This is a genomic window from Cupriavidus sp. 01L43 (assembly GCF_056399925.1).
On sequence record NZ_JBFTSH010000012.1, the window covers coordinates 42,289 to 63,770 of the forward strand.

General features: G+C 68.4%; 18 protein-coding genes, 1 tRNA gene and 2 riboswitches. Of the genes, 7 read left to right on the forward strand and 12 right to left on the reverse strand.

Features of this window, described 5'->3' with window-relative positions:
• Nucleotides 1-15 precede the first annotated feature (15 nt).
• From AC1DP9_RS19145 to AC1DP9_RS19185, 9 genes are all read right to left on the reverse strand, one after another.
• The gene (locus AC1DP9_RS19145) at nt 16-492 is read right to left on the reverse strand and encodes a glycine zipper family protein (protein WP_369823529.1); all 477 of its coding nucleotides are present in this window, start codon (nt 490-492) and stop codon (nt 16-18) included.
• A gap of 112 nt (nt 493-604) precedes the next feature.
• Nucleotides 605-1,075 (reverse strand): OsmC family protein, encoded by a 471-nt coding sequence (locus AC1DP9_RS19150; RefSeq protein WP_477108226.1) that lies wholly within the window; start codon nt 1,073-1,075, stop codon nt 605-607.
• Between the two features lie 33 nt (nt 1,076-1,108).
• Entirely contained in the window at nt 1,109-1,855 is a 747-nt protein-coding gene (locus AC1DP9_RS19155; RefSeq protein ID WP_092300294.1) for an MBL fold metallo-hydrolase, read from the reverse strand.
• Nucleotides 1,856-1,905: 50 nt separating this feature from the next.
• Nucleotides 1,906-3,282, reverse strand: a complete 1,377-nt coding sequence (locus AC1DP9_RS19160) for an L-serine ammonia-lyase (protein ID WP_477108227.1) — start codon at nt 3,280-3,282, stop codon at nt 1,906-1,908.
• A 74-nt stretch (nt 3,283-3,356) separates the two neighbouring features.
• A complete protein-coding gene (locus AC1DP9_RS19165; protein ID WP_092300288.1) occupies nt 3,357-3,902 on the reverse strand; it encodes a DUF421 domain-containing protein in 546 nt (181 codons plus the stop codon).
• A gap of 117 nt (nt 3,903-4,019) precedes the next feature.
• Nucleotides 4,020-6,941, reverse strand: coding sequence for an aminomethyl-transferring glycine dehydrogenase (gene gcvP, locus AC1DP9_RS19170; RefSeq protein ID WP_477108228.1), 2,922 nt, complete (start codon nt 6,939-6,941; stop codon nt 4,020-4,022).
• 101 nt (nt 6,942-7,042) lie between these two features.
• Nucleotides 7,043-7,423 (reverse strand): glycine cleavage system protein GcvH, encoded by a 381-nt coding sequence (gene gcvH / locus AC1DP9_RS19175; RefSeq protein WP_092300282.1) that lies wholly within the window; start codon nt 7,421-7,423, stop codon nt 7,043-7,045.
• A 103-nt stretch (nt 7,424-7,526) separates the two neighbouring features.
• Nucleotides 7,527-8,654, reverse strand: a complete 1,128-nt coding sequence (gene gcvT / locus AC1DP9_RS19180) for a glycine cleavage system aminomethyltransferase GcvT (protein ID WP_477108229.1) — start codon at nt 8,652-8,654, stop codon at nt 7,527-7,529.
• 92 nt (nt 8,655-8,746) lie between these two features.
• Nucleotides 8,747-8,869: riboswitch (glycine riboswitch) on the reverse strand.
• A gap of 21 nt (nt 8,870-8,890) precedes the next feature.
• Nucleotides 8,891-8,978, reverse strand: a riboswitch (glycine riboswitch).
• Nucleotides 8,979-9,098: 120 nt separating this feature from the next.
• Nucleotides 9,099-9,320, reverse strand: coding sequence for a glycine zipper 2TM domain-containing protein (locus AC1DP9_RS19185; protein WP_092300425.1), 222 nt, complete (start codon nt 9,318-9,320; stop codon nt 9,099-9,101).
• A 253-nt stretch (nt 9,321-9,573) separates the two neighbouring features.
• On the opposite strand from AC1DP9_RS19185, the gene AC1DP9_RS19190 reads away from it, so the two are divergent.
• The 3 genes from AC1DP9_RS19190 (at nt 9,574) to AC1DP9_RS19200 (ending at nt 14,020) form a co-directional block, all read left to right on the forward strand.
• Complete coding sequence (locus AC1DP9_RS19190; RefSeq protein ID WP_092300276.1) at nt 9,574-11,682, forward strand: UvrD-helicase domain-containing protein; 2,109 nt, start codon at nt 9,574-9,576, stop codon at nt 11,680-11,682.
• Between the two features lie 349 nt (nt 11,683-12,031).
• Complete coding sequence (locus AC1DP9_RS19195; protein WP_092300273.1) at nt 12,032-12,763, forward strand: response regulator; 732 nt, start codon at nt 12,032-12,034, stop codon at nt 12,761-12,763.
• Between the two features lie 60 nt (nt 12,764-12,823).
• Complete coding sequence (locus AC1DP9_RS19200; protein ID WP_477108230.1) at nt 12,824-14,020, forward strand: ATP-binding protein; 1,197 nt, start codon at nt 12,824-12,826, stop codon at nt 14,018-14,020.
• A 24-nt stretch (nt 14,021-14,044) separates the two neighbouring features.
• Here the strand turns inward: AC1DP9_RS19200 and AC1DP9_RS19205 are convergent, their stop codons facing one another.
• Complete coding sequence (locus AC1DP9_RS19205; RefSeq protein ID WP_477108231.1) at nt 14,045-15,205, reverse strand: ABC transporter substrate-binding protein; 1,161 nt, start codon at nt 15,203-15,205, stop codon at nt 14,045-14,047.
• A 202-nt stretch (nt 15,206-15,407) separates the two neighbouring features.
• Here AC1DP9_RS19205 and hemN point away from each other — a divergent pair, with 202 nt between their 5' ends.
• Nucleotides 15,408-16,847, forward strand: a complete 1,440-nt coding sequence (hemN, locus tag AC1DP9_RS19210) for an oxygen-independent coproporphyrinogen III oxidase (RefSeq protein ID WP_477108232.1) — start codon at nt 15,408-15,410, stop codon at nt 16,845-16,847.
• A 123-nt stretch (nt 16,848-16,970) separates the two neighbouring features.
• Here the strand turns inward: hemN and AC1DP9_RS19215 are convergent, their stop codons facing one another.
• Nucleotides 16,971-17,882 carry a c-type cytochrome gene (locus AC1DP9_RS19215; RefSeq protein WP_477108233.1) on the reverse strand — a complete coding sequence of 304 codons (912 nt, stop codon included), beginning with the start codon at nt 17,880-17,882 and terminating at the stop codon, nt 16,971-16,973.
• 323 nt (nt 17,883-18,205) lie between these two features.
• On the opposite strand from AC1DP9_RS19215, the gene AC1DP9_RS19220 reads away from it, so the two are divergent.
• Nucleotides 18,206-18,281 (forward strand) — tRNA-Arg (locus AC1DP9_RS19220).
• Nucleotides 18,282-18,392: 111 nt separating this feature from the next.
• On the opposite strand, the gene AC1DP9_RS19225 is transcribed toward AC1DP9_RS19220, so the two are convergent.
• The gene (locus tag AC1DP9_RS19225; RefSeq protein WP_454757415.1) at nt 18,393-19,304 is read right to left on the reverse strand and encodes an SDR family oxidoreductase; all 912 of its coding nucleotides are present in this window, start codon (nt 19,302-19,304) and stop codon (nt 18,393-18,395) included.
• A 238-nt stretch (nt 19,305-19,542) separates the two neighbouring features.
• On the opposite strand from AC1DP9_RS19225, the gene AC1DP9_RS19230 reads away from it, so the two are divergent.
• Together AC1DP9_RS19230 and arfB are read left to right on the forward strand one after the other, a co-directional pair.
• Nucleotides 19,543-20,934: an FAD-binding oxidoreductase gene (locus AC1DP9_RS19230; protein ID WP_092300258.1), complete on the forward strand. Its 1,392-nt coding sequence runs from the start codon at nt 19,543-19,545 to the stop codon at nt 20,932-20,934.
• Between the two features lie 71 nt (nt 20,935-21,005).
• A complete protein-coding gene (gene arfB / locus AC1DP9_RS19235) occupies nt 21,006-21,410 on the forward strand; it encodes an alternative ribosome rescue aminoacyl-tRNA hydrolase ArfB (RefSeq protein ID WP_092300419.1) in 405 nt (134 codons plus the stop codon).
• The last annotated feature ends 72 nt before the right edge of the window (nt 21,411-21,482 follow it).

The window sequence follows — 21,482 nt, forward strand, 5'->3', positions numbered from 1 at the left end:
GGGTGACTGCACCGCTTATTGAACGGTATAGCCCTTGCCACCCATGCAAGCCTTCCACGCCTGGTAGTAGCTGCCCATCGCCTGTTGCTGGCTCGCGGCGTTCTGTTCGTTCGCCGCCTGCACGTTACGGCGTTCCTGCCGGTTCCGCGAGCCGCCCGCCATGGTCCCGACGGCGGCTCCGGCCGCCGCACCCTTGCCGGCATCGCCCGCAACTGCGCCAATCACGGCGCCGCCCGCTGCCCCGCGCGCCGCGCCTTGCACGCGCTGGCCGCCCTGGGCTTGCTGGGGCGGCGGGGCCTGGGCCACCACTGCGGGGTCTATCCCGGTTTGTTGTTTGGCCCAGCTGTAGCACTCCCCGTCATCCTTGGATTGCTGCTGCGCGGACTGGCCCTTGGCCGGATAAGCCACCGGTTTCGACTGTGCCTGCACGCCGGCTGCGGCCAACGCGATTGCCGCGCCGAGCACCATCCCCCATCGCTTGCTGTGATGCATGATGTACCTCCTCCGGCGGGGCCATGTGCCCGCGTGTGCGGTCTCAGTATTGCAGCGCAGGGGGCGAAGTCAAATGAATTCCTTCGTGCCGCGTATTAGGCGTTTGCAGGGGTCAGGTCGGATACACCGGCTCGCATCGGATCTCGGATTTCACCGAATTGGCGATGAAGCAGGCGTCGTGCGCGGCGTGGTGCAGCTGATCGATGTCGGCGCGGGTCGGCAGGCGCTCGCCCGAGAACGTAACGTCGGGACGCAGCGTCACCACGGTCACCGCCATGCGGCCTTCGGCGTTCTTGGCCAGCGTGCCCACGGACTTGTCCACATAGCGATCGACCACAAAGCGCTGCTTGGCGGCCAGCGCCAGGAACCACAGCATGTGGCAGGCCGAAATCGACGCGATCAGCATTTCCTCGGGATCCACCGCGCTGGCATCGGACATCGGCGGCGGCACCACGTGTGGCGACGCCGAGCCCGGCACTTCCGCGCCGCCGTCGAACCGCAGCACATGCTTGCGGCTGTAGCGGTTGCTCACGAAATCCTGATCGCCGCGCTCCCACGCGATCTCGGCACTGTGCTCGGCCATGCTGGTCACTCCGGGTAGTAGAAGAACGAAAAATCAGATGCCGTGCGGCACGCTTTCCCCATCTCGCCCGGTCACGAGCCCCAGGCGCTGGTTCGCCGGCACGGCGATATCGATCAGCTTGGGGCGGGGCAGGTTGAGGTTGCGCATCATGACGATGAACTCGTCGCGCGAGCGCCCCGCCACGCGGCTGTTGTGGGCGCGCTCATGGCCAATGGTCGACTGGGTGTGGCCCTTGTAGTCGTGGGCGGGGTAGACCAGCGTGTCGTCGGGCAGGCGGAAGAGCTTCTCGGTGAGGCTGTCGAACAGCGTGCCGGCGTCGCCGGACTGGAAATCGGTGCGCCCGCAGCCGTCGATCAGCAGCGCATCACCGGTGAAGATGCGGCGCACCACGCCGTCCGGCGTGGCTTCCTCCCAGAGGTAGCTCATGCTGCCGGCGGTGTGGCCGGGGGTGTGGATCGCGCGAAGCACCTGCTTGCCGAAGCTGACGGTGTCACCGTCGATCAGCTGTTTCAGCGCAGGCTTGATGTCGCAGCCGGACGGCGCGGCGGTGTTGGCGCCAGTCTGCAGGGCGAGCTGCCCGGCGGAGGTGATGTGGTCGGCGTGCGCGTGGGTCTCGACAATCCAGACCAGCCGCGCGCCAGTCTCGCCCAGCAGCGCCAGGTCACGCGCGTACTGCCGGTCCACCGGATCGATCAGCAACGCCTCACGCGTCTCGGCGTCGATCAGCAGGTAGGTGAAGGTGGACGAAGTCTCGTCGAACAGCTGATGGAAGGTCTGCATGGCCGTTTTCTTCTTGGCAAACCGGGGGTGCCGCCATGATACGCCGGCGCTCAACATTCCACGATATTCACCGCCAACCCGCCGCGCGCCGTCTCCTTGTACTTGGTCTTCATGTCGGCGCCGGTTTCGCGCATGGTCTTGATGACCGAATCGAGCGAAACATAGTGGGTGCCATCGCCGCGCAGGGCCATGCGGGCGGCGTTCACCGCCTTGACGGATGCCATGGCGTTGCGTTCGATGCACGGGATCTGGACCAGGCCGCCGACCGGGTCGCAGGTCAGGCCGAGGTTGTGCTCCATGCCGATCTCGGCCGCGTTCTCGACCTGCTCCGGCGTGCCGCCGAGCACCGCCGCCAGCGCGCCGGCGGCCATCGAGCAGGCCACGCCGACTTCGCCCTGGCAGCCGACTTCGGCGCCCGAGATCGAGGCGTTGAGCTTGTAGAGCAGGCCGATGGCGCCCGCCGTGAGCAGGAAATCGACCACGCCGGCGCGGTTAGCGCCGGGGATGAAGCGGTCGTAGTAGTGCAGCACGGACGGGATGATGCCGGCCGCGCCGTTGGTCGGCGCCGTGACGACGCGCCCGCCGGCGGCGTTTTCCTCGTTGACGGCGATGGCGTAGAGGTTGACCCAGTCCATCACGGAGAGCGGATCGGACAGCGCCCGCTCCGCGTGCAGCGTCAGTCCCCGGTACAACTCGGGCGCGCGCCGCCGTACCTTGAACGGCCCCGGCAGCTCGCCATCGGTGCGGCAGCCGCGCGCCACGGATTGCTGCATCACGTCCCAGATATGAAGCAGGCCATCGGTCACTTCCTGCTCGGGCCGCCAGGTCAGTTCGTTCTCCATCATGAGCCGGGCGATGGACTTGCCGCTCGCGTGCGCCATCTCCAGCATCGCCCGGCCGCTCCGGAACGGGTGCGGCAACTGCCGCTCGGCCGCCAGGATCTGGGTGTTCGGCGCGCCGGCCGTGACCACGAAGCCGCCGCCCACGGACAGGTAGCGTGCCTCGCGCAGCGGCGTGCCATCCGCGTCGAAGGCGTGGAACTTCATGCCGTTGGGATGCTCGGCCATGGCCTCGCGCCGGTAGAACACGATGTGCTCGCGCTCGACGAACGGCACCTCGTGCGTGCCGAGCAGGGCCAGTTTGCGCTGGGCGCGTAGCGTGGCGAGGCGGGACTCGATGGTTTCGGGGTCGACGGTGTCGGGCGCATCGCCCATCAGCCCCAGCATCACGCCCTTGTCGGTGCCGTGGCCCTTGCCGGTGGCGCCGAGCGAGCCGTATAGCTCCACGCGCACGCTGCCCACCTGGGGCAGCAGGCCGTCCCGCTCGAGCCCGTGCGCGAACATCAGGGCCGCACGCATCGGCCCCACGGTATGCGAGCTGGACGGCCCGATACCTACCTTGAACAGATCGAAAACGCTGACAGCCACGGGGAGCTCCGGTAGGGGGTGGCGCGCAGGGCGCAGGGGCGGGGAGGCAGTCGGAAAAGTGGTCGGGTGTCGGGTCAGAGCGACATATCGGCATCGGGCCGGCCGGGCTCGCGCCACATGGCGTCGATGGCGGGCCTTGCGTGCCCGTCCTCGGACTTTTCCTTCTGGATCACGCTAATCGTGCCGTCTGTCTCAAGAATAGCGAAATGCACGTCTTCCACACGCGCGCAACCGTTGCGGCGTAGCGCCTTCTGCAGCTCGCGCGGTGTGATGCGCTCCCGGCGCATCACATCCTGGAAGATCTCGCCCTGGTGAATGATGATCTCGGGCCGGCCTTCCACCAGCGCCTCCAGGCGGCGGCTGCGCCAGGTGCCGTAGCCCACCAGCACGTCGGCGCCGAACAGCGTGGCGGCCAGGATCAGCCCGGCGGTGACGGAGTTGTCGCCGCCGTTCATGGCGTTCTGCACCGCGTTCGAGATGATCAGTAGCAGCACCAGATCCAACGGCGACAACTGGCCGATCTGGCGCTTGCCCGACACGCGCATCAGGAACAGCAGCGCGGCGTAGACGATCAGCCCGCGCAGCACGAATTCCCACCAGGGGGCGCTCAGATTCCACATGGACTAGACCTCCGCTAGGGATGGTGTGCTGCACGCCGGCCCGGGGGGGGCCGGGGCGGGAGGCGCAAAGCGCGCCAGCGGCGTCCGGGCAGGCCGGACGCCGCCAGACACGGCGCCTTAGTCCTGCGCGTACTCGCTCATCGGTACGCAGGCGCAGAACAGGTTGCGGTCGCCGTACACGTTGTCCGCCCGGCCCACCGGCGGCCAGTACTTCTGCGTGCGCAGCGAGGCAATGGGGTAGGCCGCTTCCTCACGCGTGTACGCGTGGGTCCAGTCGTTGGCGGTGATCACGGCGGCGGTGTGCGGCGCGTGGCGCAGCGGGTTGTCGTCGCGGTCGAAGCTGCCGTCCTCCACGCGCGCGATCTCGCCACGGATGGCGATCATGGCGTCGATGAAGCGGTCCAGCTCGTGCAGCGCCTCGCTCTCGGTCGGCTCGATCATCAGCGTGCCCGGCACCGGGAAGCTCATGGTCGGGGCGTGGAAGCCGTAGTCCATCAGGCGCTTGGCCACGTCCTCGTTGCTGATGCCGGTGGCCTTCTGCAGCGGGCGCAGGTCCAGGATGCACTCGTGCGCCACCAGACCGTGCTGGCCGGCGTAGAGCACCGGGAAGTGCGGCGAGAGCCGGCGCGCCACATAGTTGGCGGCCAGGATGGCGTTCTCGGTGGCGGCGGTCAGGCCGGCCGAGCCCATCATCGCGACGTACATCCACGAAATCGGCAGGATGCTGGCCGAGCCGAACGGCGCGGCCGAGACGCCGCCGATGCCGTTGTCATCCCGGCGATAGCCCACGCTGTCCTGGTTCGGCAGGAAGTCCGCCAGGTGTGCGCCCACGGCCACGGGACCCACGCCGGGGCCGCCACCGCCGTGCGGAATGCAGAAGGTCTTGTGCAGGTTCAGGTGCGAGACATCGCCGCCGAACTGACCCGGCGCGGCGGTGCCGACCATCGCGTTCATGTTGGCGCCATCCACGTACACCTGGCCGCCGTGCTGGTGCACGATCTCGCAGATCTGCTGCACGCCCTGCTCGAACACGCCGTGGGTGGACGGGTAGGTGATCATGATTGCGGCGAGGTTCTGGCTGTGCTGCTCGGCCTTCTTCGCCAGATCCTGCAGGTCGACGTTGCCGTCGGCGTCACACGCCACCACCACCACCTTCATGCCGGCCATCTGGGCCGACGCCGGGTTGGTGCCGTGCGCGGACGAGGGAATCAGGCAGATGTCGCGATGGGCTTCGCCGCGGCTGGCGTGGTACTTCTGGATGATCAGCAGGCCGGCGTACTCGCCCTGCGAGCCCGCGTTCGGCTGCAGGCTCACCGCGGCGTAGCCGGTGGCGGCGCAGAGCATGGCTTCGAGCTGGTCGATCATCTCGCGATAGCCCACGGTCTGGTCGAGCGGGGCGAACGGGTGGACCTTGCTGAACTCGGGCCACGTCACCGGAATCATCTCGCTGGTGGCGTTGAGCTTCATGGTGCAGGAGCCGAGCGGGATCATGGTGCGATCCAGCGCGAGGTCCTTGTCCGCCAGCGAGCGCAGGTAGCGCAGCATCTCGTGCTCGGCGTGGTGCGTGTTGAAGACCGGGTGCGTCAGGTAGGCGCTCTGGCGGGCCAGCGCGGCCGGGAAACCATCGCCGACGGCGGCCTCGGTCGCATCGAAGGCCGGCACCGGCTTGCCGTGCGCGAAGATCTCCCACAGCGCGACCACGTCCTGGCGCGAGGCGGTCTCGTCCAGCGAGATGCCCACGCGGGTGGCGCCGATATGGCGCAGGTTGATGCCGCGCGCGGTGGCGGCGGCGTGGATCGCCTCGGTGTTGAAGCCGGTTTCCAGCGTCAGGGTGTCGAAGAACGTGGCGTTGACCGGGGTCACGCCCATCGCCTTCAGGCCGGCAGCCAGCGTGGCGGTCAGGCGGTGCACGCGCTGGGCAATGCGCTGGAGGCCCTGCGGCCCGTGGTACACGGCGTACATCGACGCCATCACGGCCAGCAGCACCTGCGCGGTACAGATGTTCGACGTGGCCTTCTCGCGGCGGATGTGCTGCTCGCGCGTCTGCAGCGCCAGCCGGTACGCCTTGTTGCCCTGCGCGTCGATGGTCACGCCCACCAGACGGCCCGGCATCGAGCGCTTGAATTCGTCCTTCACGGCCATGTAGCCGGCGTGCGGGCCGCCGAAGCCGAGCGGCACGCCAAAGCGCTGCGAGTTGCCCACGGCCACGTCGGCGCCCCATTCGCCCGGCGCGACGATCAGCGTCAGCGCCAGCAGGTCCGCCGCCGCCACCACCAGCCCGCCAGCGGCGTGCACGGCATCGGCGATGGCACGGTAGTCGGCCACATCGCCGTTCACGCCCGGGTATTGCAGCAGCACGCCGAAGGCATGGGCGCCGGCGGCCTCGGCGGCGGGGCCGACCTTGACCTCGATGCCCAGCGGCAGCGCGCGCGTGCGTACCACTTCCAGCGTCTGCGGCAGCACGTCGTCCGCCACGTAGAACGTGTTCGAGGCGTGCTTGTTCACGCGCTGGAGCAGCGTCATCGCCTCGGCGGCAGCGGTGCCTTCGTCCAGCATCGACGCATTGGCGATGTCCAGCCCGGTCAGGTCCGTGACCATCTGCTGGAAGTTCAGCATCGCCTCCAGGCGGCCCTGCGAGATCTCGGGCTGGTACGGCGTGTAGGCCGTGTACCAGGCCGGATTCTCGAAGATATTGCGAAGGATGACGCCCGGCGTGAGCGTGTTGTAGTAACCCTGCCCGATGAAGCTCTTGAGCACGCGGTTCTGGTTCGCCAGCCCGCGCAGCTTGGCCAGCGCGGCTTCCTCGGTCAGCGGCTCGGTGAATTCGCCGAGCGGCATGCCGTCGCGGCGGCGGATGGCGGCGGGCACCACGGCGTCGATCAGCGCGGCGCGCGTCTCGTAGCCGAGCACCTTGAGCATGTGTTGCTGTTCGGCGGCATCCGGGCCGATATGACGGGCGGCGAAGGCGTCGCGCGCCTCCAGTTCGGCCAGCGTGGGCCGGCTACCTTGGGCGGCGTTCATGGGAAGAGGGGCGTTCATGGCAAGTGTCTCGTGGGGCGGGGCGGCAGGTGGTCAGCCTGGCCGCCGCGCGGGCATCTCGGGCGCCGTCTCCTGGCTCGGGAGACGGCTGGTGCAGCGCGTCAGGCGCCGACGCTGGCCTTGTAGGCGTCGACGTTCATCAGGCCGTTCACATCGTCGCCATTGGCCGGCTTCAGCTTGAACAGCCACGCGTCGAAGGCGTTGGCGTTGACGGATTCCGGCGCGGCGCTGGCGGCCTCGTTCACGGCGATGACTTCGCCGGCCACCGGGGCGTAGATGTCGGAAGCGGCCTTCACAGACTCCACCACGGCCAGCGCGTCGCCGGCGCCGACCGACTTGCCCACTTCGGGCAGTTCCAGGAAGACGATGTCGCCCAGCGCGTCCTGCGCGTGGTCGGTAATGCCGATCGTCAGCGTGCCGTCGGCTTCAACGCGCACCCATTCGTGCGATTCGGTGTACTTCAGGTCAGCAGGGAAATTCATGACGGATTCTCCGGGAATGCAGTGTTTGTCTTGTTTCGGTTCGCCTGCCGGGGCCAGCCGGGCAGGCGTGATGGCGACCGTTGGTGTCAGCCGGGCGGATGCCTCAGCTCACGAGTGCCTTGCCATTGCGCACAAACGGCAGTTTAACCACAGTCGCGGTCAGTTTGCGGTCACGAATCTCGACCTGGACCTCGGTGCCGGGCACAACGCCCTGCGGCAGCCGGGCAAAGGCAATGGATTGGGAGAGGGACGGGCTGAAGGTGCCGCTCGTGATCTCGCCGTCGCCGGCGGGGGTGATCACCTTCTGGTGCGCACGCAGCACACCGCCCTTGTCGCGCAGGATCAGGCCGGCAAATGTCTTATGTTGTCCGGCTGCCAGCAGCGCCGACTTGCCGATGAAATCGCGCTCGCTCTGCAGGTCGACGGTCCAGGCCAGGCCGGCGTCGAGCGGCGAGGTGTGGATATCCATGTCCTGGCCGTACAGGTTCATGCCGGCTTCCAGGCGCAGCGTGTCACGCGCGCCCAGTCCGGCCGGGCGCACGCCCACGGACTGCAGCTTTTCCCAGATGCCGGCCACGTTCTCGGCCTCCACCACCAGCTCGAAGCCGTCTTCGCCGGTGTAGCCGGTGCGGGCCACCATCAGCTCGCCGACCATCGGGTCTCGCACCACCACCGCGTTGAACGGCTTGAGCGCGTCGGCCGGCTGGGTCGACGGGAAGGCCTCGTGCACCTTGGCGCGCGCGTTCGGGCCCTGCACGGCGATGATCGCCAGCTTGCCCACGCCGGCCGGTGCCACGTCGCCCCGGCGCGGGGTGATCGTCACGCCGCTGCCGGTGGCCGCGTTGCGGGCCGTGATCCATTCGATGTCGCCCAGCGCCGTGCTGGCGTTCACCACCAGGCGGAAGCGGTCTTCGGCGAAGAAATAGACGATCAGGTCGTCGATGACGCCGCCTTTTTCGTCGAGCATGCACGCGTAGAGGGCCTTGCCCGGGGTCTGGAGCTTGTCGACGTTGTTGGCCAGCAGGCCGCGCAGGAAGGCGCGCGTGTTGGGGCCGGACAGGTCCACCACGCACATGTGCGAGACATCGAACATGCCGGCATCGCCGCGCACCGCGTTGTGTTCCTCGATCTGGGAGCCGTAGTTGACCGGCATGTCCCAGCCGCCGAAATCGACCATGCGGGCACCGAGCGAGCGGTGGATGGCGTAAAGGGGCGTGGCCTGGAGCGTCATGGGAAATCCTCTGGAGCGAATACGGCGGCGAAAACGAAAAAAGGGTCATCCGCCGTGGGGATCGATGGCAATGCCACCAATCCGCCGCGGCGGATGACCCCTCTGTCCTCGATACCTGAGAGATTACGATGCAGCTTGCCGCATCGCGCGCCCCTTCGGTGGACACGCTCGCCCTGCGTTGGCACGGGCGGGTGTCGCTCTCCAGAGTGCGGCATGCATCGTGTGCATGTTGCATGCCGATCCGACCGGTCCGTGGTGCCTGAGAGTTTTCGGGTGATACCCCTTCGGCGGCGCAATAGCTGCGCGCTCTCCCGGTTGGATGCGCGTGAATGTACGGGACGGGTTGACCTTTGTCAACGCGGCGCCGACGCCACCTTGCTAGGCGCCGGGGAGGGGGCTGGCTGTAATTCCTGCCGCCTGAGGGTAAGGACTACCCGCGCCGGATCAACGATCCTTCGTGACGACGTTACCCACCACGCCACCCACCGCCGCGCCACCCACCGTGCCGAGCGCGCTGCCGTTGGTCAGCGCCGCGCCGCCGAGCGCGCCAACGCCCGCGCCAATGGCGGTGTTGCGGGTCTTGGGGCTCATGTCCGCGCAGCCGCCAAAGGCCGCCAGCGTGACACCGATCAGCGTGATTTTCGCCAGGGTTCGCATTGTTTTCATGATCGCCTCCGAATGTGCCGAATTTGTCATCAGGACGGCGTCGCCGCCGGTCCCGCATGACCGTATGAGGCAATCTCCATGCCCCGGATGTCCCCTCGGACGTCACTTTTACGAACTGTTACCGCGATGAAACACTGGTAGCACTCGCGTCCTGGATGTCCATCATCAGGCACCGGCGCAGGCCACCCTGCGTGTTAACATCGACGCCTTTCGCGCGCCCGCCAAGCGTGCGCCATCCGGCACCCGCCCACCTATGACCCACGGACTCAACGCCGCCCAATCCGAAGCCGTTCGCTATCTGGACGGGCCCTGCCTCGTCCTCGCGGGCGCCGGGTCCGGCAAGACGCGCGTCATCACGCAAAAGATCGCCCACCTGATCGAGGACAAGGGCTTCGAGCCGCGTCACATCGCCGCCGTCACCTTCACGAACAAGGCGGCGAAAGAGATGCAGGAGCGCATCGGCAAGCTGATGGAGGGCAAGACCACGCGCGAGGGCAAGCGGATTCCGCTCAAGCAGCTCACCGTCTGTACCTTCCACTCGCTCGGCGTGCAGATTTTGCGGATGGAGGCGGAGCACGTCGGCCTGAAGCCGCAGTTCTCGATCATGGATTCGGACGACTGCTTCGGACTGGTGCAGGAGCAGCTCGCCACCACGGACAAGAAGCTGATCCGTAGCGTGCAGGGCACGATCTCGCTGTGGAAGAACGGCATGATCGATCCGGAGACCGCGCTGGCCCAGGCCGCCAATGCCGACGAGCACCAGGCCGCCATGGTCTACCGCAACTACGTGGCCACGCTGCACGCCTACCAGGCGGTGGATTTCGACGACCTGATCCGCCTGCCCGCCGAGCTGTTCGCGCGCGACGAGGCCGTGCGCCTGAAATGGCAGAACCGCCTGCGCTACTTCCTCGTCGACGAATACCAGGACACCAACGCCTGCCAGTACGCGCTGCTCAAGCTGCTGGCCGGCGGCTCGCACCTGCGCGCGCCGGCGTTCACGGCCGTGGGCGACGACGACCAGGCCATCTACGGCTGGCGCGGCGCCACGCTGGACAACCTGCGCGGCCTGCAGACCGATTTCCCGGACCTCAAGGTCGTCAAGCTCGAACAGAACTACCGCTCGACGGTGCGCATCCTGGAGGCGGCCAACGCGGTCATCGCCAACAATCCCAAGCTGTTCGACAAGAAGCTGTGGTCGGAGCACGGCATGGGCGACCCCATCGCCATCCATCCGATGAACGACGAGGAGCACGAGGCCGAGTCCGTGGTGTTCCGCCTGTCCGCCCACAAGTTCGAGCGCCGCGCGCAGTTCCGCGACTACGCCATCCTGTATCGCGGTAACCATCAGGCGCGGCTGTTCGAGCAGATCCTGCGGCGCGAGCGGATTCCGTACGTGCTGTCCGGCGGCCAGAGCTTCTTCGACAAGGCGGAGATCAAGGACATCTGCGCCTACCTGCGGCTGATCGCCAATCCGGACGACGATCCCGCGTTCATCCGCGCCATCACCACGCCCAAGCGCGGCGTGGGCAACACCACGCTGGAGGCGCTCGGCACGTTCGCGGGGCAGGCCAAGGTGTCGCTGTTCGAGGCCGCCATGATGGGCGGCATCGAAGGCAAGCTCCAGCCGCGCCAACTGGAGCCGCTGCGCGTGTTCTGCGAGTCGATGGTGCGCCTGGCGGACCGCGCCAAGACCGATCCGGCCACCGTGCTGCTCGACGACATGATGGCCGGCATCCACTATGAATCGTACTTGTACGATACCTTCGACGAGCGCCAGGCCCAGTCGCGCTGGACCAATACGCTTGAATTCCTCGACTGGCTCAAGCGCAAGGGCACGCGCCCAGAGCCCGAGGCCGGGGAGGGCGAGGCCACCGGCTTCGACAACGCCGACGGCTTTGGCGACGAAGGCAAGAACCTGCTCGAACTGACACAGACCGTGGCGCTGATGAGCATGCTCGAAGGCCGCGAGGAAGACCCGGACGCGGTGCGGCTCTCCACGCTCCACGCGTCCAAGGGCCTCGAATATCCGCACGTGTTCCTGGTGGGCGTGGAGGAGGGCATCCTGCCCCATGCGCGCGAGGACGAAGACATGAGCGACGAGAAGATCGAGGAAGAGCGCCGCCTGATGTACGTTGGCATCACCCGCGCCCAGCGCAGCCTCCAGATCAGCTGGTGCAAGAAGCGCAAACGCGCCCGGGACACCTACTCCTGCGAACCCTCGCGCTTCATCGCTGAAATGAAGCTCGAAGAAGCCCCGGCCCCCGTCGACGAGACCCCGGCCATGAGCCCCAAGGACCGGCTGGCCAATCTCAAGGCGCTGCTGGGTACGCCGGGCGCACCCGGCAAGCCGGTGACGGGTTGAGCCGCATCCCCTACCAAGCATCACCGCCGATACAAGGCAGACAAGACCGCGCGCCCCGCGCTTTCTAATATGGCGACGCGTCAGACGCCTCGGCGACTGGCGCCGTGCCGCGCCTGCCCTTCGGTTAGCGGTGCGGCCGGGTACGCTTGCGTGCCTGGCTCTTCCCTGTTGAACGCTCCCGGCGCGGCAGTGCCGGGGGCGTCGTTTTGTCAGGCGAAGTTATCCACAGCGCACGTATCGAACCTGATACAAAGCCGCCACAGCGCGGATATTGCAAACTGGTACAGTTGACCGCCGGTCGTTGCGCAGGCCGTCGCCCGCCGGCGTTTCCCATCCCTCCCGCTTTGCCATGGACCTCACTCCCGCCTTGCCTACCCGCCTGCTGATCGTCGACGACGATCCCCAGATCCGCGCCATGCTGGCCGAATACCTGGCCACGTTCGGCATGGCGGCCGATGGGGCCGAAGGCGGGGCGTCGATGCGCACGGCCATGGCGCAGCATCACTATGATCTGGTCATCCTGGACCTCTCGCTGCCCGGCGAGAACGGCCTGACGCTGTGTCGCGAGATCCGCGAGCGCACGGACATCCCCGTGATCATGCTGACCGCACGCGCCGAACTGGCCGACCGTGTGGTCGGGCTCGAGGTGGGGGCGGACGACTACGTGACCAAGCCGTTCGAGATGCGTGAACTGGTGGCGCGCATCCACACGGTGCTGCGGCGCAGCCGGGCCGATGTGCGTCGTTCAGCACCTACCCCGGCGGGGCACGAGGTCAAGTTTGGCGCGTGGCGGCTCAACACCACGCTGCGCCAGTTGCTCGACGAGGAAGACACGGTCGTGCCGCTGTCGAACGCCGAGTTCCGCCTGTTGCTGACCTTCATCGAGCACCCGAACCGCGTGCTGGATCGCGAACTGCTCATCAACCAGGCACGCGGTCGCGACCTCGACGTGTTCGATCGCAGCATCGACCTGCTGGTCTCGCGCCTGCGCCAGAAACTGCGCGACGATCCGCGTGACTCGGCGCTGATCCGCACGGTGCGGGGCGAGGGCTACGTCTTCACGGTCAACGTGGATTCCTGACGCATGGCCGCGCCCCCCCCGCCGCCGAACGCCACCGCCGGCGTCCGGACAGACCCCACCATGCGGCGCCACCTTTTCGATTCGATGTTCCTGCGGCTGTTCCTGGTCATGGCCGCGATCATGGTGGCGGTGCACGTGCTTGGCGTGACCGTCATCGAGGGCCTGTTCCCGCGCCCCGGCTCGCCGCGCTGGGAGGAACGCATGCGCGAGGCGGCCTCGGAGGCCGCCGCCGCCGGCAAGCCATTCCACCGCCCCGAGCCGTCGCAGCGCGGCCCGCGTTTCGAGGAAGACGAGGATGCGGGCGAGGGCGGCCCGGCCGGGGAGCGCGGCATGTTCCGTCCCGGCCATGCCGACCGGCGCGGGGAGCCGCCCGGACCGCAGCGCCACTTCCCCCCCTGGCACGGACTCTGGCCCCTGCATCCTGGCCTGATCTTCCAGTTCATCGCCATCGTTATTTCGTCGTGGGTGGGCGCGCGATTGCTCGCGCGGCCGGTGCAGCGGCTGGCCACCGGTGCGAATCGGCTGGCCCAGGATGTGCACGCCCCGCCACTCGACGATGATGCGGGTCCGGCCGAAGCGCGCGCCGCCACCAAGGCGCTGAACCTGATGCAGCAACGCATCCGCACGCAGCTGGCGCAGCAGTCGCGCTTCCTGGCGGCGGTCTCGCACGACCTGCGCACGCCGCTCACGCGCATGAGCCTGCGCATCGAGCGCATCGAGGACAACGACGTGCGCTACCGCCTGCGGCAGGATCTGGCCGAGATGAACGGGCTGATCGACGCCACGCTCTATTACCTGCGTGACCGCGACGACGGCACCGGCCCGCGCCAGCGCGTGGACGTGCAGGCGCTGCTCCAGGCCATCGTCGACGATGCCGAAGAACTGGGGCAGGACGTGCGGCTCTCCGGCACCGCCGCGCCGCTGCTGGCCTACCCGGCGGAGTTGCGCCGCGCCGTGGTCAACCTCGTCGAGAACGCGCACCGCTACGGCGGCGCCGCGCATATCGTGCTGACGGACAGCCCCGAGCGCGTGCAGATCGACGTCTGCGACAACGGCCCCGGCATTCCGCCGGCCGAGTTGCAGCGCGTGCTGGAGCCGTTCTATCGCGTGGAGTCGTCGCGCAGCCGGGCTACCGGCGGCGTGGGGATGGGGCTGTCGATTGCCGCCGATATCGTCAATCGCCATGGCGGCGAGCTGACGCTGGACAACCGTGTCGAAGGCGGCCTGCGCGTGCGCATCACGCTGCCGCGCGACTAACTAATAGATATAGCGGCGCGCGGGTCAGGCGCGCTGCGGCACGCCCGACTTGCCGATCGGCGCCAGTTGCACGTACTGAGAGCCGCGCAGCCCGCGCGTGAAGTCGAGCGTGAAATCGCCCACATCGATGCGCGACTGCAGCGCGCGGCGCAATTCCAGCGCACCCGGCGCCTTGGCCGCGCCGGCAGCGCGCACCAGCCAGGCGGCGCCAATGTAGCCGGCCAGCGTGGCCGGGGAGGGCGGTTCGTCGAGGTACTGCTTCATCCGCGCCACGTGTTCCTTGACCACGCGCAGCGTGGATTCCTGCGGGCCGGGCGCCACCTGCGTGACCACCACGCCCCCCGCGTAGTTGCCGCCGAGAATCTCGCGCGCCGAGGCCGGGCTCACGGCCGACAATCCCACCAGAAAACCGTACCAACCCTGCGAGGCCAGCGCGCGGCCAAGGCCGCCGTAGGCAAGCGTGTCGCCGGCCACGATGACCGCGCCGGGCCGCGTCGCGGCGATGCGGCGCGCGCCGTCATCGACACTGCCGGTCAGCGTCACCGCGCGCGTACCGAGGTCGCGCTCCATCCGATCGAGCCACGGCGAGCCCGCCGCGAGCGTGCCGGCGGCGAAGTCGGGCGACACGGCCAGGACGATGTTCTTGAGGCCGTAGCTGCGCAGCTGCCGCACGGCGGCGTCCAGCTCGGCCTGATAGTCGGCGCGCGTGAACCAGATGTTGTCGGCGGCAAGCGAAAGCCCGGAGAGCGGGGCGACGATCTGCACGCCGCGCCGGCTCAGTTCGGACGACGTGGCCAGCGCGGGCAGCAGGGTGTCGCCGGGGCCGAACAGCACGTCGATATGGTCCGACTCGGCCATGCCGATGGCCTGCGAGGTGGCGATGCGCGGGCTGGCATCGGCATCCCGCACCACGTGTACGATGCGCGGCCCCTGACCCGAGGCGTTCGCCGCATCGAACAGCACCTTGGCGCCGGCCAGGTAGTCGCGCGCCAGATCCGCCTGCGGCCCCACGCGGTCGAGCAGATGGCCGACCACCAGCGCCCGGCGCTGCGAGGAGGGCTGCGGTTGCGGCTGGGCGAACGCAGCCGGTGCCGCGAGCATCGCGGCCAGCGTGCCGAACGACCGGAGCATGCGGCGGCGCGCCGGCGCGGCGGGCGACATCGTTCTGGGCGAGGCTGGGCGCATGGTCGGAACGGGCGTTGGAATCGGGTGGAGGAGGGGACGGCGGGCAGAGCCTATCGGCCGTTCGTGACGCTCGGATGACGCCAACGCCCCACGGTGGCGGGGCTGCGGGCGCAAGCGCGGCGTGCGCTTGATGCGCGTCAAGGTGAGCGACGGCGCAGGGGCATAGCATCGTGACCATCTTCGCCCGCAAAAAGAGCGCACCATGTCCGCCCCCACCCTCCCCAGCATGCCTGCCGCCACGGCGTTCGACCGCCGCGCACTGGCCGACTTCCGCAGCCTGGCCGGCCGCATCGACGGCAACGGCCCCCGCTACACCTCATACCCTACCGCCGACCGCTTCGACGCCGAAGTGGACGACGCCCGCTACCTCGCCGCGCTCGACGCCTGCCGCGCCGACTCCCCCGCGCCGCTCTCGCTCTACCTGCACATCCCGTTCTGCGAGAACATCTGCTACTACTGCGGCTGCAACAAGATCATCACCAAGGACCACGCGCGCAGCGCACGCTACGTCGACTATCTCGCCCGGGAAATGGCGATGGTGGCCGGCCGGCTCGGGGAGCGCCGCGCGGTCATGCAATCGCACTGGGGCGGCGGCACGCCGACCTTCCTCGATCCCGACAAAATGCGTCGCGTAATGGCGGCGCTGACGCAACACTTCCACCTGCTGCCCGAGGGCGAGCACGCCATCGAGATCGATCCGCGCCGCGTGACCGATGCGCGCATGGCGCTGCTGGCGGAACTCGGCTTCAACCGGATCAGCCTCGGCGTGCAGGACTTCGACCCGGAGGTGCAGGAGGCAATCCATCGCGTGCAGTCCTATGAGGAAACGCGCGATGTGGTGCTGGCGGCGCGCCGGCTCGGCTTCCGCTCGGTCAGCATGGACCTCATCTACGGGCTGCCGCACCAGACCACCGAACGCTTCGCAGCGACCATCGACCGCGTGCTGACGCTACGGCCGGATCGGCTCTCGGTCTACAGCTACGCGCACCTGCCGCATGTGTTCAAGCCGCAGCGGCGCATCGACGAGGCGGCGCTGCCGCCCGCCGGCGAGAAGCTCGACATCCTGGTGTCCACGATCGAGCGCCTGACCGCCGCCGGCTATGTCTATATCGGCATGGATCATTTCGCGCTGCCGGACGACGACCTCGCCATCGCCCAGCAGGCCGGGCGGCTGCAACGCAACTTCCAGGGCTACGCCACCCACGCGGGGCACGATCAACTGGGCTTCGGCGTCTCGGCGATTGGCGCGGTGGCCGGCCACTACGCGCAGAACGCGCGCACCACGGACGAGTACTACGCCGCGCTGGACGCCGGCCGGCTGCCGGTGGCGCGCGGCTTCCGAATGTCCGCCGATGACCATCTGCGCAAGGCGATCATCGGCGCGCTGATGTGTCACGGCACTATGGACATTGCGGCGGTGGAGGCGGCGCACGGCATCGACTTCGCCCGAACCTTCGCGCCGGAATTCGCCGGGCTGGACGCGCTGGCGGCAGAGGGGTTGCTGCGGCGCGACGCGTCGCGGATCGACATCACCCCGCTGGGCCGGCTGCTGGTGCGCCGCGTGGCGATGGTGTTCGACCGCTACCTGCGCCAGGACGGCGCGCGCGAGGTGCCGCTGGTGCGCTATTCACGCGTGGTCTGACCCGCTGCCTATATATATCTAGTGGGGCGCCGGCCCCATCGACCCGATCGACCCCATCGAAACAAAAAAGCCCGCGAGGATCGTCGCGGGCTTTTTTGCGTGGACTGAAAGGTGCGCTTGGCGTTACTTCGCAGCGTTGACCATGTAGTCGGCGGCGGCGATCACGTCGGCGTCGGCGCCGGCATAGCCACCCTTGGGCGGCATCACGCCCTTGCCCTTGAGCGCGAAGGTGTGGACGGCGTCCATGCCTTCCTTGATGCGCGGTGCCCAGGCGGCCTTGTCGCCGAACTTCGGCGCACCAGCCACACCGGCGGCGTGGCAGGCGGCGCAAACCTGGTCATAGACCTTCTTGCCGGTTTCGGCCGATGCAGCGGCCGGGGCGGCAGCCGCCGCAGCAACGGGTGCGGCGGCTGCGGGTGCCGGTGCAGCAGCCGCCGGGGCAGCCGGCGCGGCAGGAACCGCCGGGGCCGCGGCCTGTGCGTCAGGCGCGGAAGCCGCAGCCTGGGCCGGTGCCGCCTGGGCAGGCGCGGGCGGTTCCGGGAACTTGGCGCCGCCGGCGTCGGCCAGGTGCACCACGGCACGGGCCAGTTCGTAGTCGGTGTAGTCGTCCGGCGAGGTGCCGGCGCGGGGGGGCATCGCGCCCTTGCCGTTCATCACGGACTTCAGCAGGCCGTCAAAGCCCTGGCCGATCCGCGCGGTCCAGTCGCCGGGTGTGCCGTGCTTGGGCGCTCCGGCCGCACCGGTGGCGTGGCAGGCGGCGCAGACTTCCTTGTAGACCTGCTCGCCGGTCTTGAAGACGCGCGGCGCGTTCGGGTCCTTGATTTCCAGGGAAGCGACGGGTTGGATGCGATGGTTGACGGCTTCGGCCGTCTGGGTGGAGCCGGCGCCCTCGTGGGTGCCGTGACCAACAAAACTAACCAACAGGACGATCACGAGAATCGGCACCACGAAGGCGGCGATCACGACAGCGATCAGTTGTTTCGGGGTCTTGATGGGAGACTCGTGGTGGTCGTTTTCTTGGTGGACGTCACTCATACAGAACTCTCGATTTTGCAGGGAAACCTAGTGCAGCGCGTTGGGGGCGGCTTGCTTTGTTGGCCCTTGTCGGGGATGGGTCTGTTTTCGCCTTTCGGCTATCTGCGTCCGGGCCATGTCTCGTGTCCCGGGTACGTCTCGTTTCGACGCAAATAGCTGGCGATTATAGACCCAAGCCGCGGCGTCCGGGGCCAAAAGCGGCGGCTGCGAGACCTGCCGGAACCCTTCCCGGCGCAACCCGCATGGACGCCGCCCGACAAACGAGGTATCCTATGCGACTTTCCGACGCCGGCCCTCGTCCGACGTCAATCGCAGCTCACATCGCGCCCGTAGCTCAATGGATAGAGTACTGCCCTCCGAAGGCAGGGGTTGCTGGTTCGATCCCAGCCGGGCGCACCAATAGACTGGCTTGCAGTCAGTCCACGCTAGTCAATCCCGCGCACGCGAATTTCCAACAGTTTGTGGTCCGAAGCCAGGTCGACTTCCGAGCAGCGGACGCTTGCGCCCGTCTCACCGATACCCCGTGATATCCGCCGGCTTGCCCGCATCGACCACTTCGGTCATGTAGCGCCAGGCGTCGGGCTGGCTGCCGTCGAGGTCGGTGAAGCCGTAGACCTGCGCCAGTTGGCCGCTGGATAGCGTCTGGCCGTTCCAGCGGGCCAGCTCGGGGTCGGCGGCGAGGGCTGCCACGGCGCGGCCGACGTAGGCCGGCGTTTCCGAGATCGCGAAATGGGGTTGCCGTGCGGTGGCGTCGCGCCAGTTGGCTTCGGTGACGCCGTAGGCGTCCAGCATGGCCTCGGCGCGCAGCCAGCCCGGCGTCAGTGCCACGGCGGTGGCGCCGTACGGCCCCAGTTCATGCGCGAGGGCGAAGGCCATGCGCAGCACGCTGGCCTTCGCCAGATCGTAGAAGAACGACACGCGGTAGTTGGTGGCGTTGTAGGCCGCGGTGCCGTCGGTCACTTCCACCACCAGCCCACCCGGCGATTCGATCAGTAGCGGGATCGCAAAATGGCTGGTAATCGCATGGGTATGCACGCCCAGTTCGAGCGTGCGCAGGCCAATGTCGAGCGACGATTCCCACACGGTCATATTCCACTCCATGACCGTGGCGCCCCAGATGTCGTTGACGAGGATGTGCAGCGCGCCGTGGTCGGCGCGGATGCGGTCCACCAGCGCGCTGACCTGGGATGGCACCGTATGATCCACCCGCACGGCGATGCCCCGGCCGCCTGCCGCCGACACCAATTCGGCAGTTTCCTCGATGGTCTCCGGGCGATCCATCTCGGAGCGCTGTGCGCGCGTGGAACGCCCGGTCACGTAGACCGTGGCCCCGGCCGCCCCCAGTTGCACGGCGATGCCGCGTCCGGCGCCACGGGTGGCACCGGCCACCAGCGCGACGCGGTCTCTGAGCGGAGCAGTCATGGGAACGATGCTAGGCAACGGGCGCGCGTGCCGCAAGGTACGCCGCCGCGCGCGAGGCGTCTCCGGCGCCGCCTCACCGCTGTAACCGATCGGTCGATTTCCGGCCCCCGGCGCACGCGGCGCGGCCCGGCGGTAGCCGGCAGGCCAGCGTGGATGCCCCCTCCGCGATTGTGGCGCGCGCCTTGCAAGGAGAAGAGGTTCCGTCGCCCGCATCGCGCACACCGTGGAGGAAACCGCCATGCCAACCCTGACCCCTGCCCATCTCGACATGCTGCGCCAGTCCGTGCGCGGCAAGGTCCTGCTGCCCGCCGACCCCGGCTACGACACGGCCCGCACCGTCTGGAACGCCACCGTGGACAAGCGGCCGGCCGTGATCGTGCAGTGCACGGGCACCGCCGACGTGATCCAGGCCGTCAACTTCGCGCGGGACCGGGGCCTGGTGCTGGCCGTGCGCGGCGGCGGACACAATATCGCAGGCAGTGCGATCTGCGCCGACGGGCTGGTCATCGACCTCTCCGCGCACCGCAGCGTCCAGATCGATCCCAAGGAAAAAGTGGCCTGGGTCAGCGGCGGCGCCTTGCTGGCCGATTTCGACCACGAGGCGCAGGCGCTCGGGCTGGCCACGCCGCTCGGCATCAACTCCACCACCGGCGTGGCCGGGCTGACGCTCGGCGGCGGGTTCGGCTGGCTGACGCGCCAGTACGGCATGACTGTGGATAACCTGCTCGGCTGCGAGGTCGTCACCGCCGATGGCCAGCGCCGCTGGGCCAGCGCCACCGAGGAGCCCGACCTGTTCTGGGCCTTGCGCGGTGGCGGCGGCAACTTCGGCGTGGTCACGCTGTTCCAGTTCAAGCTGCACGATGTCGGGCCGATGGTCACCACCGGACTGCTCGTCTTCCCGGCCGCCGAGGGCAAGTCGGTGCTGCGCCAGTACCGCACCTTCGCGGAAAACACGATGCCGGACGACCTGAACGTGTGGGTCGTGCTGCGCAAGGCGCCGCCGCTGCCGTTCCTGCCTTCCTCCGCGCATGGCAGCGACGTGGTGATCCTGGCCGTGTTCTACAACGGCGATCCCGACAAGGCCGACGCGGCCATCGCCCCGCTGCGCCAGTTCGGCCAGACCGTGGGCGAGCACGTGGGGCCGGCGCCGTACGCAGCGTGGCAGCAGGCGTTCGATCCGCTGCTCGGCCCGGGCGCGCGCAACTATTGGAAATCGCACAATTTCTCGCGCCTGGACGACGCCGCCATCGACGCGATGACGGACTTCGCGCTGCGCCTGCCGTCGCCGCTGGCTGACATCTTTATCGGCCAGGTGGGCGGGGTGGCCAACCGCGTGGCGCCCGATGCCACCGCCTACGCGCACCGCGACGCCCGCTACGTGATGAACGTGCACGCGCGCTGGGAGCGCAATGACGAGGACAACGCCTGCATCGCCTGGGCGCGCGATTTCTTCCGCGCGACCGAGCCGTATGCCACGGGCAGCGTCTACGTGAACTTCCTGACCGAGGAGGAAACCGCGCGCGTGGGCGCCGCCTATGGGCCGAACTACGACCGGCTGGCACGCATCAAGCGTCAATACGATCCGCACAACCTGTTCTGCACGAACCAGAACATCGCCCCGGCGCCGTAGCGGCATTGCCCGACTGTGGCGGACACGTTCCGCCACACATCGCCGGCGCATGCGTTGCTATGATGGCGGCCATGGCCGGCGACTTCCTCATCCCTCATCACGAATACGAGATCACCGCGATCCGCGCCCAGGGCGCGGGCGGGCAGAACATCAACAAGGTGTCCAACGCGGTGCACCTGCGCTACGACGTACGCACGGCGTCGCTGGCGGCCGACCACAAGGAGCGGCTGCTGGCCCTGCACGACCACCGCATCACCCGCGACGGCGTGATCGTCATCAAGGCGCAGCAGCACCGCAGCCTGGAGATGAACCGCGAGGAAGCGGTTCGGCGCCTGCACGAGCTGGTGGAGAGCGTGGCCACGCCGCCGCGCACCCGGCGCGCCACGCGGCCCACGCTGGCTTCGCGCAAGCGGCGCATCGAGGCCAAGACCCAGCGCGGCCAGATCAAGGCGCTGCGCGGGCGGGTGGTCGACTAGTCGACTAGTCAACGATTCGTCACTTTTTCGAACGTTTATTTCAAACGCACGGCGGATGCCTCGCGGCGGCGG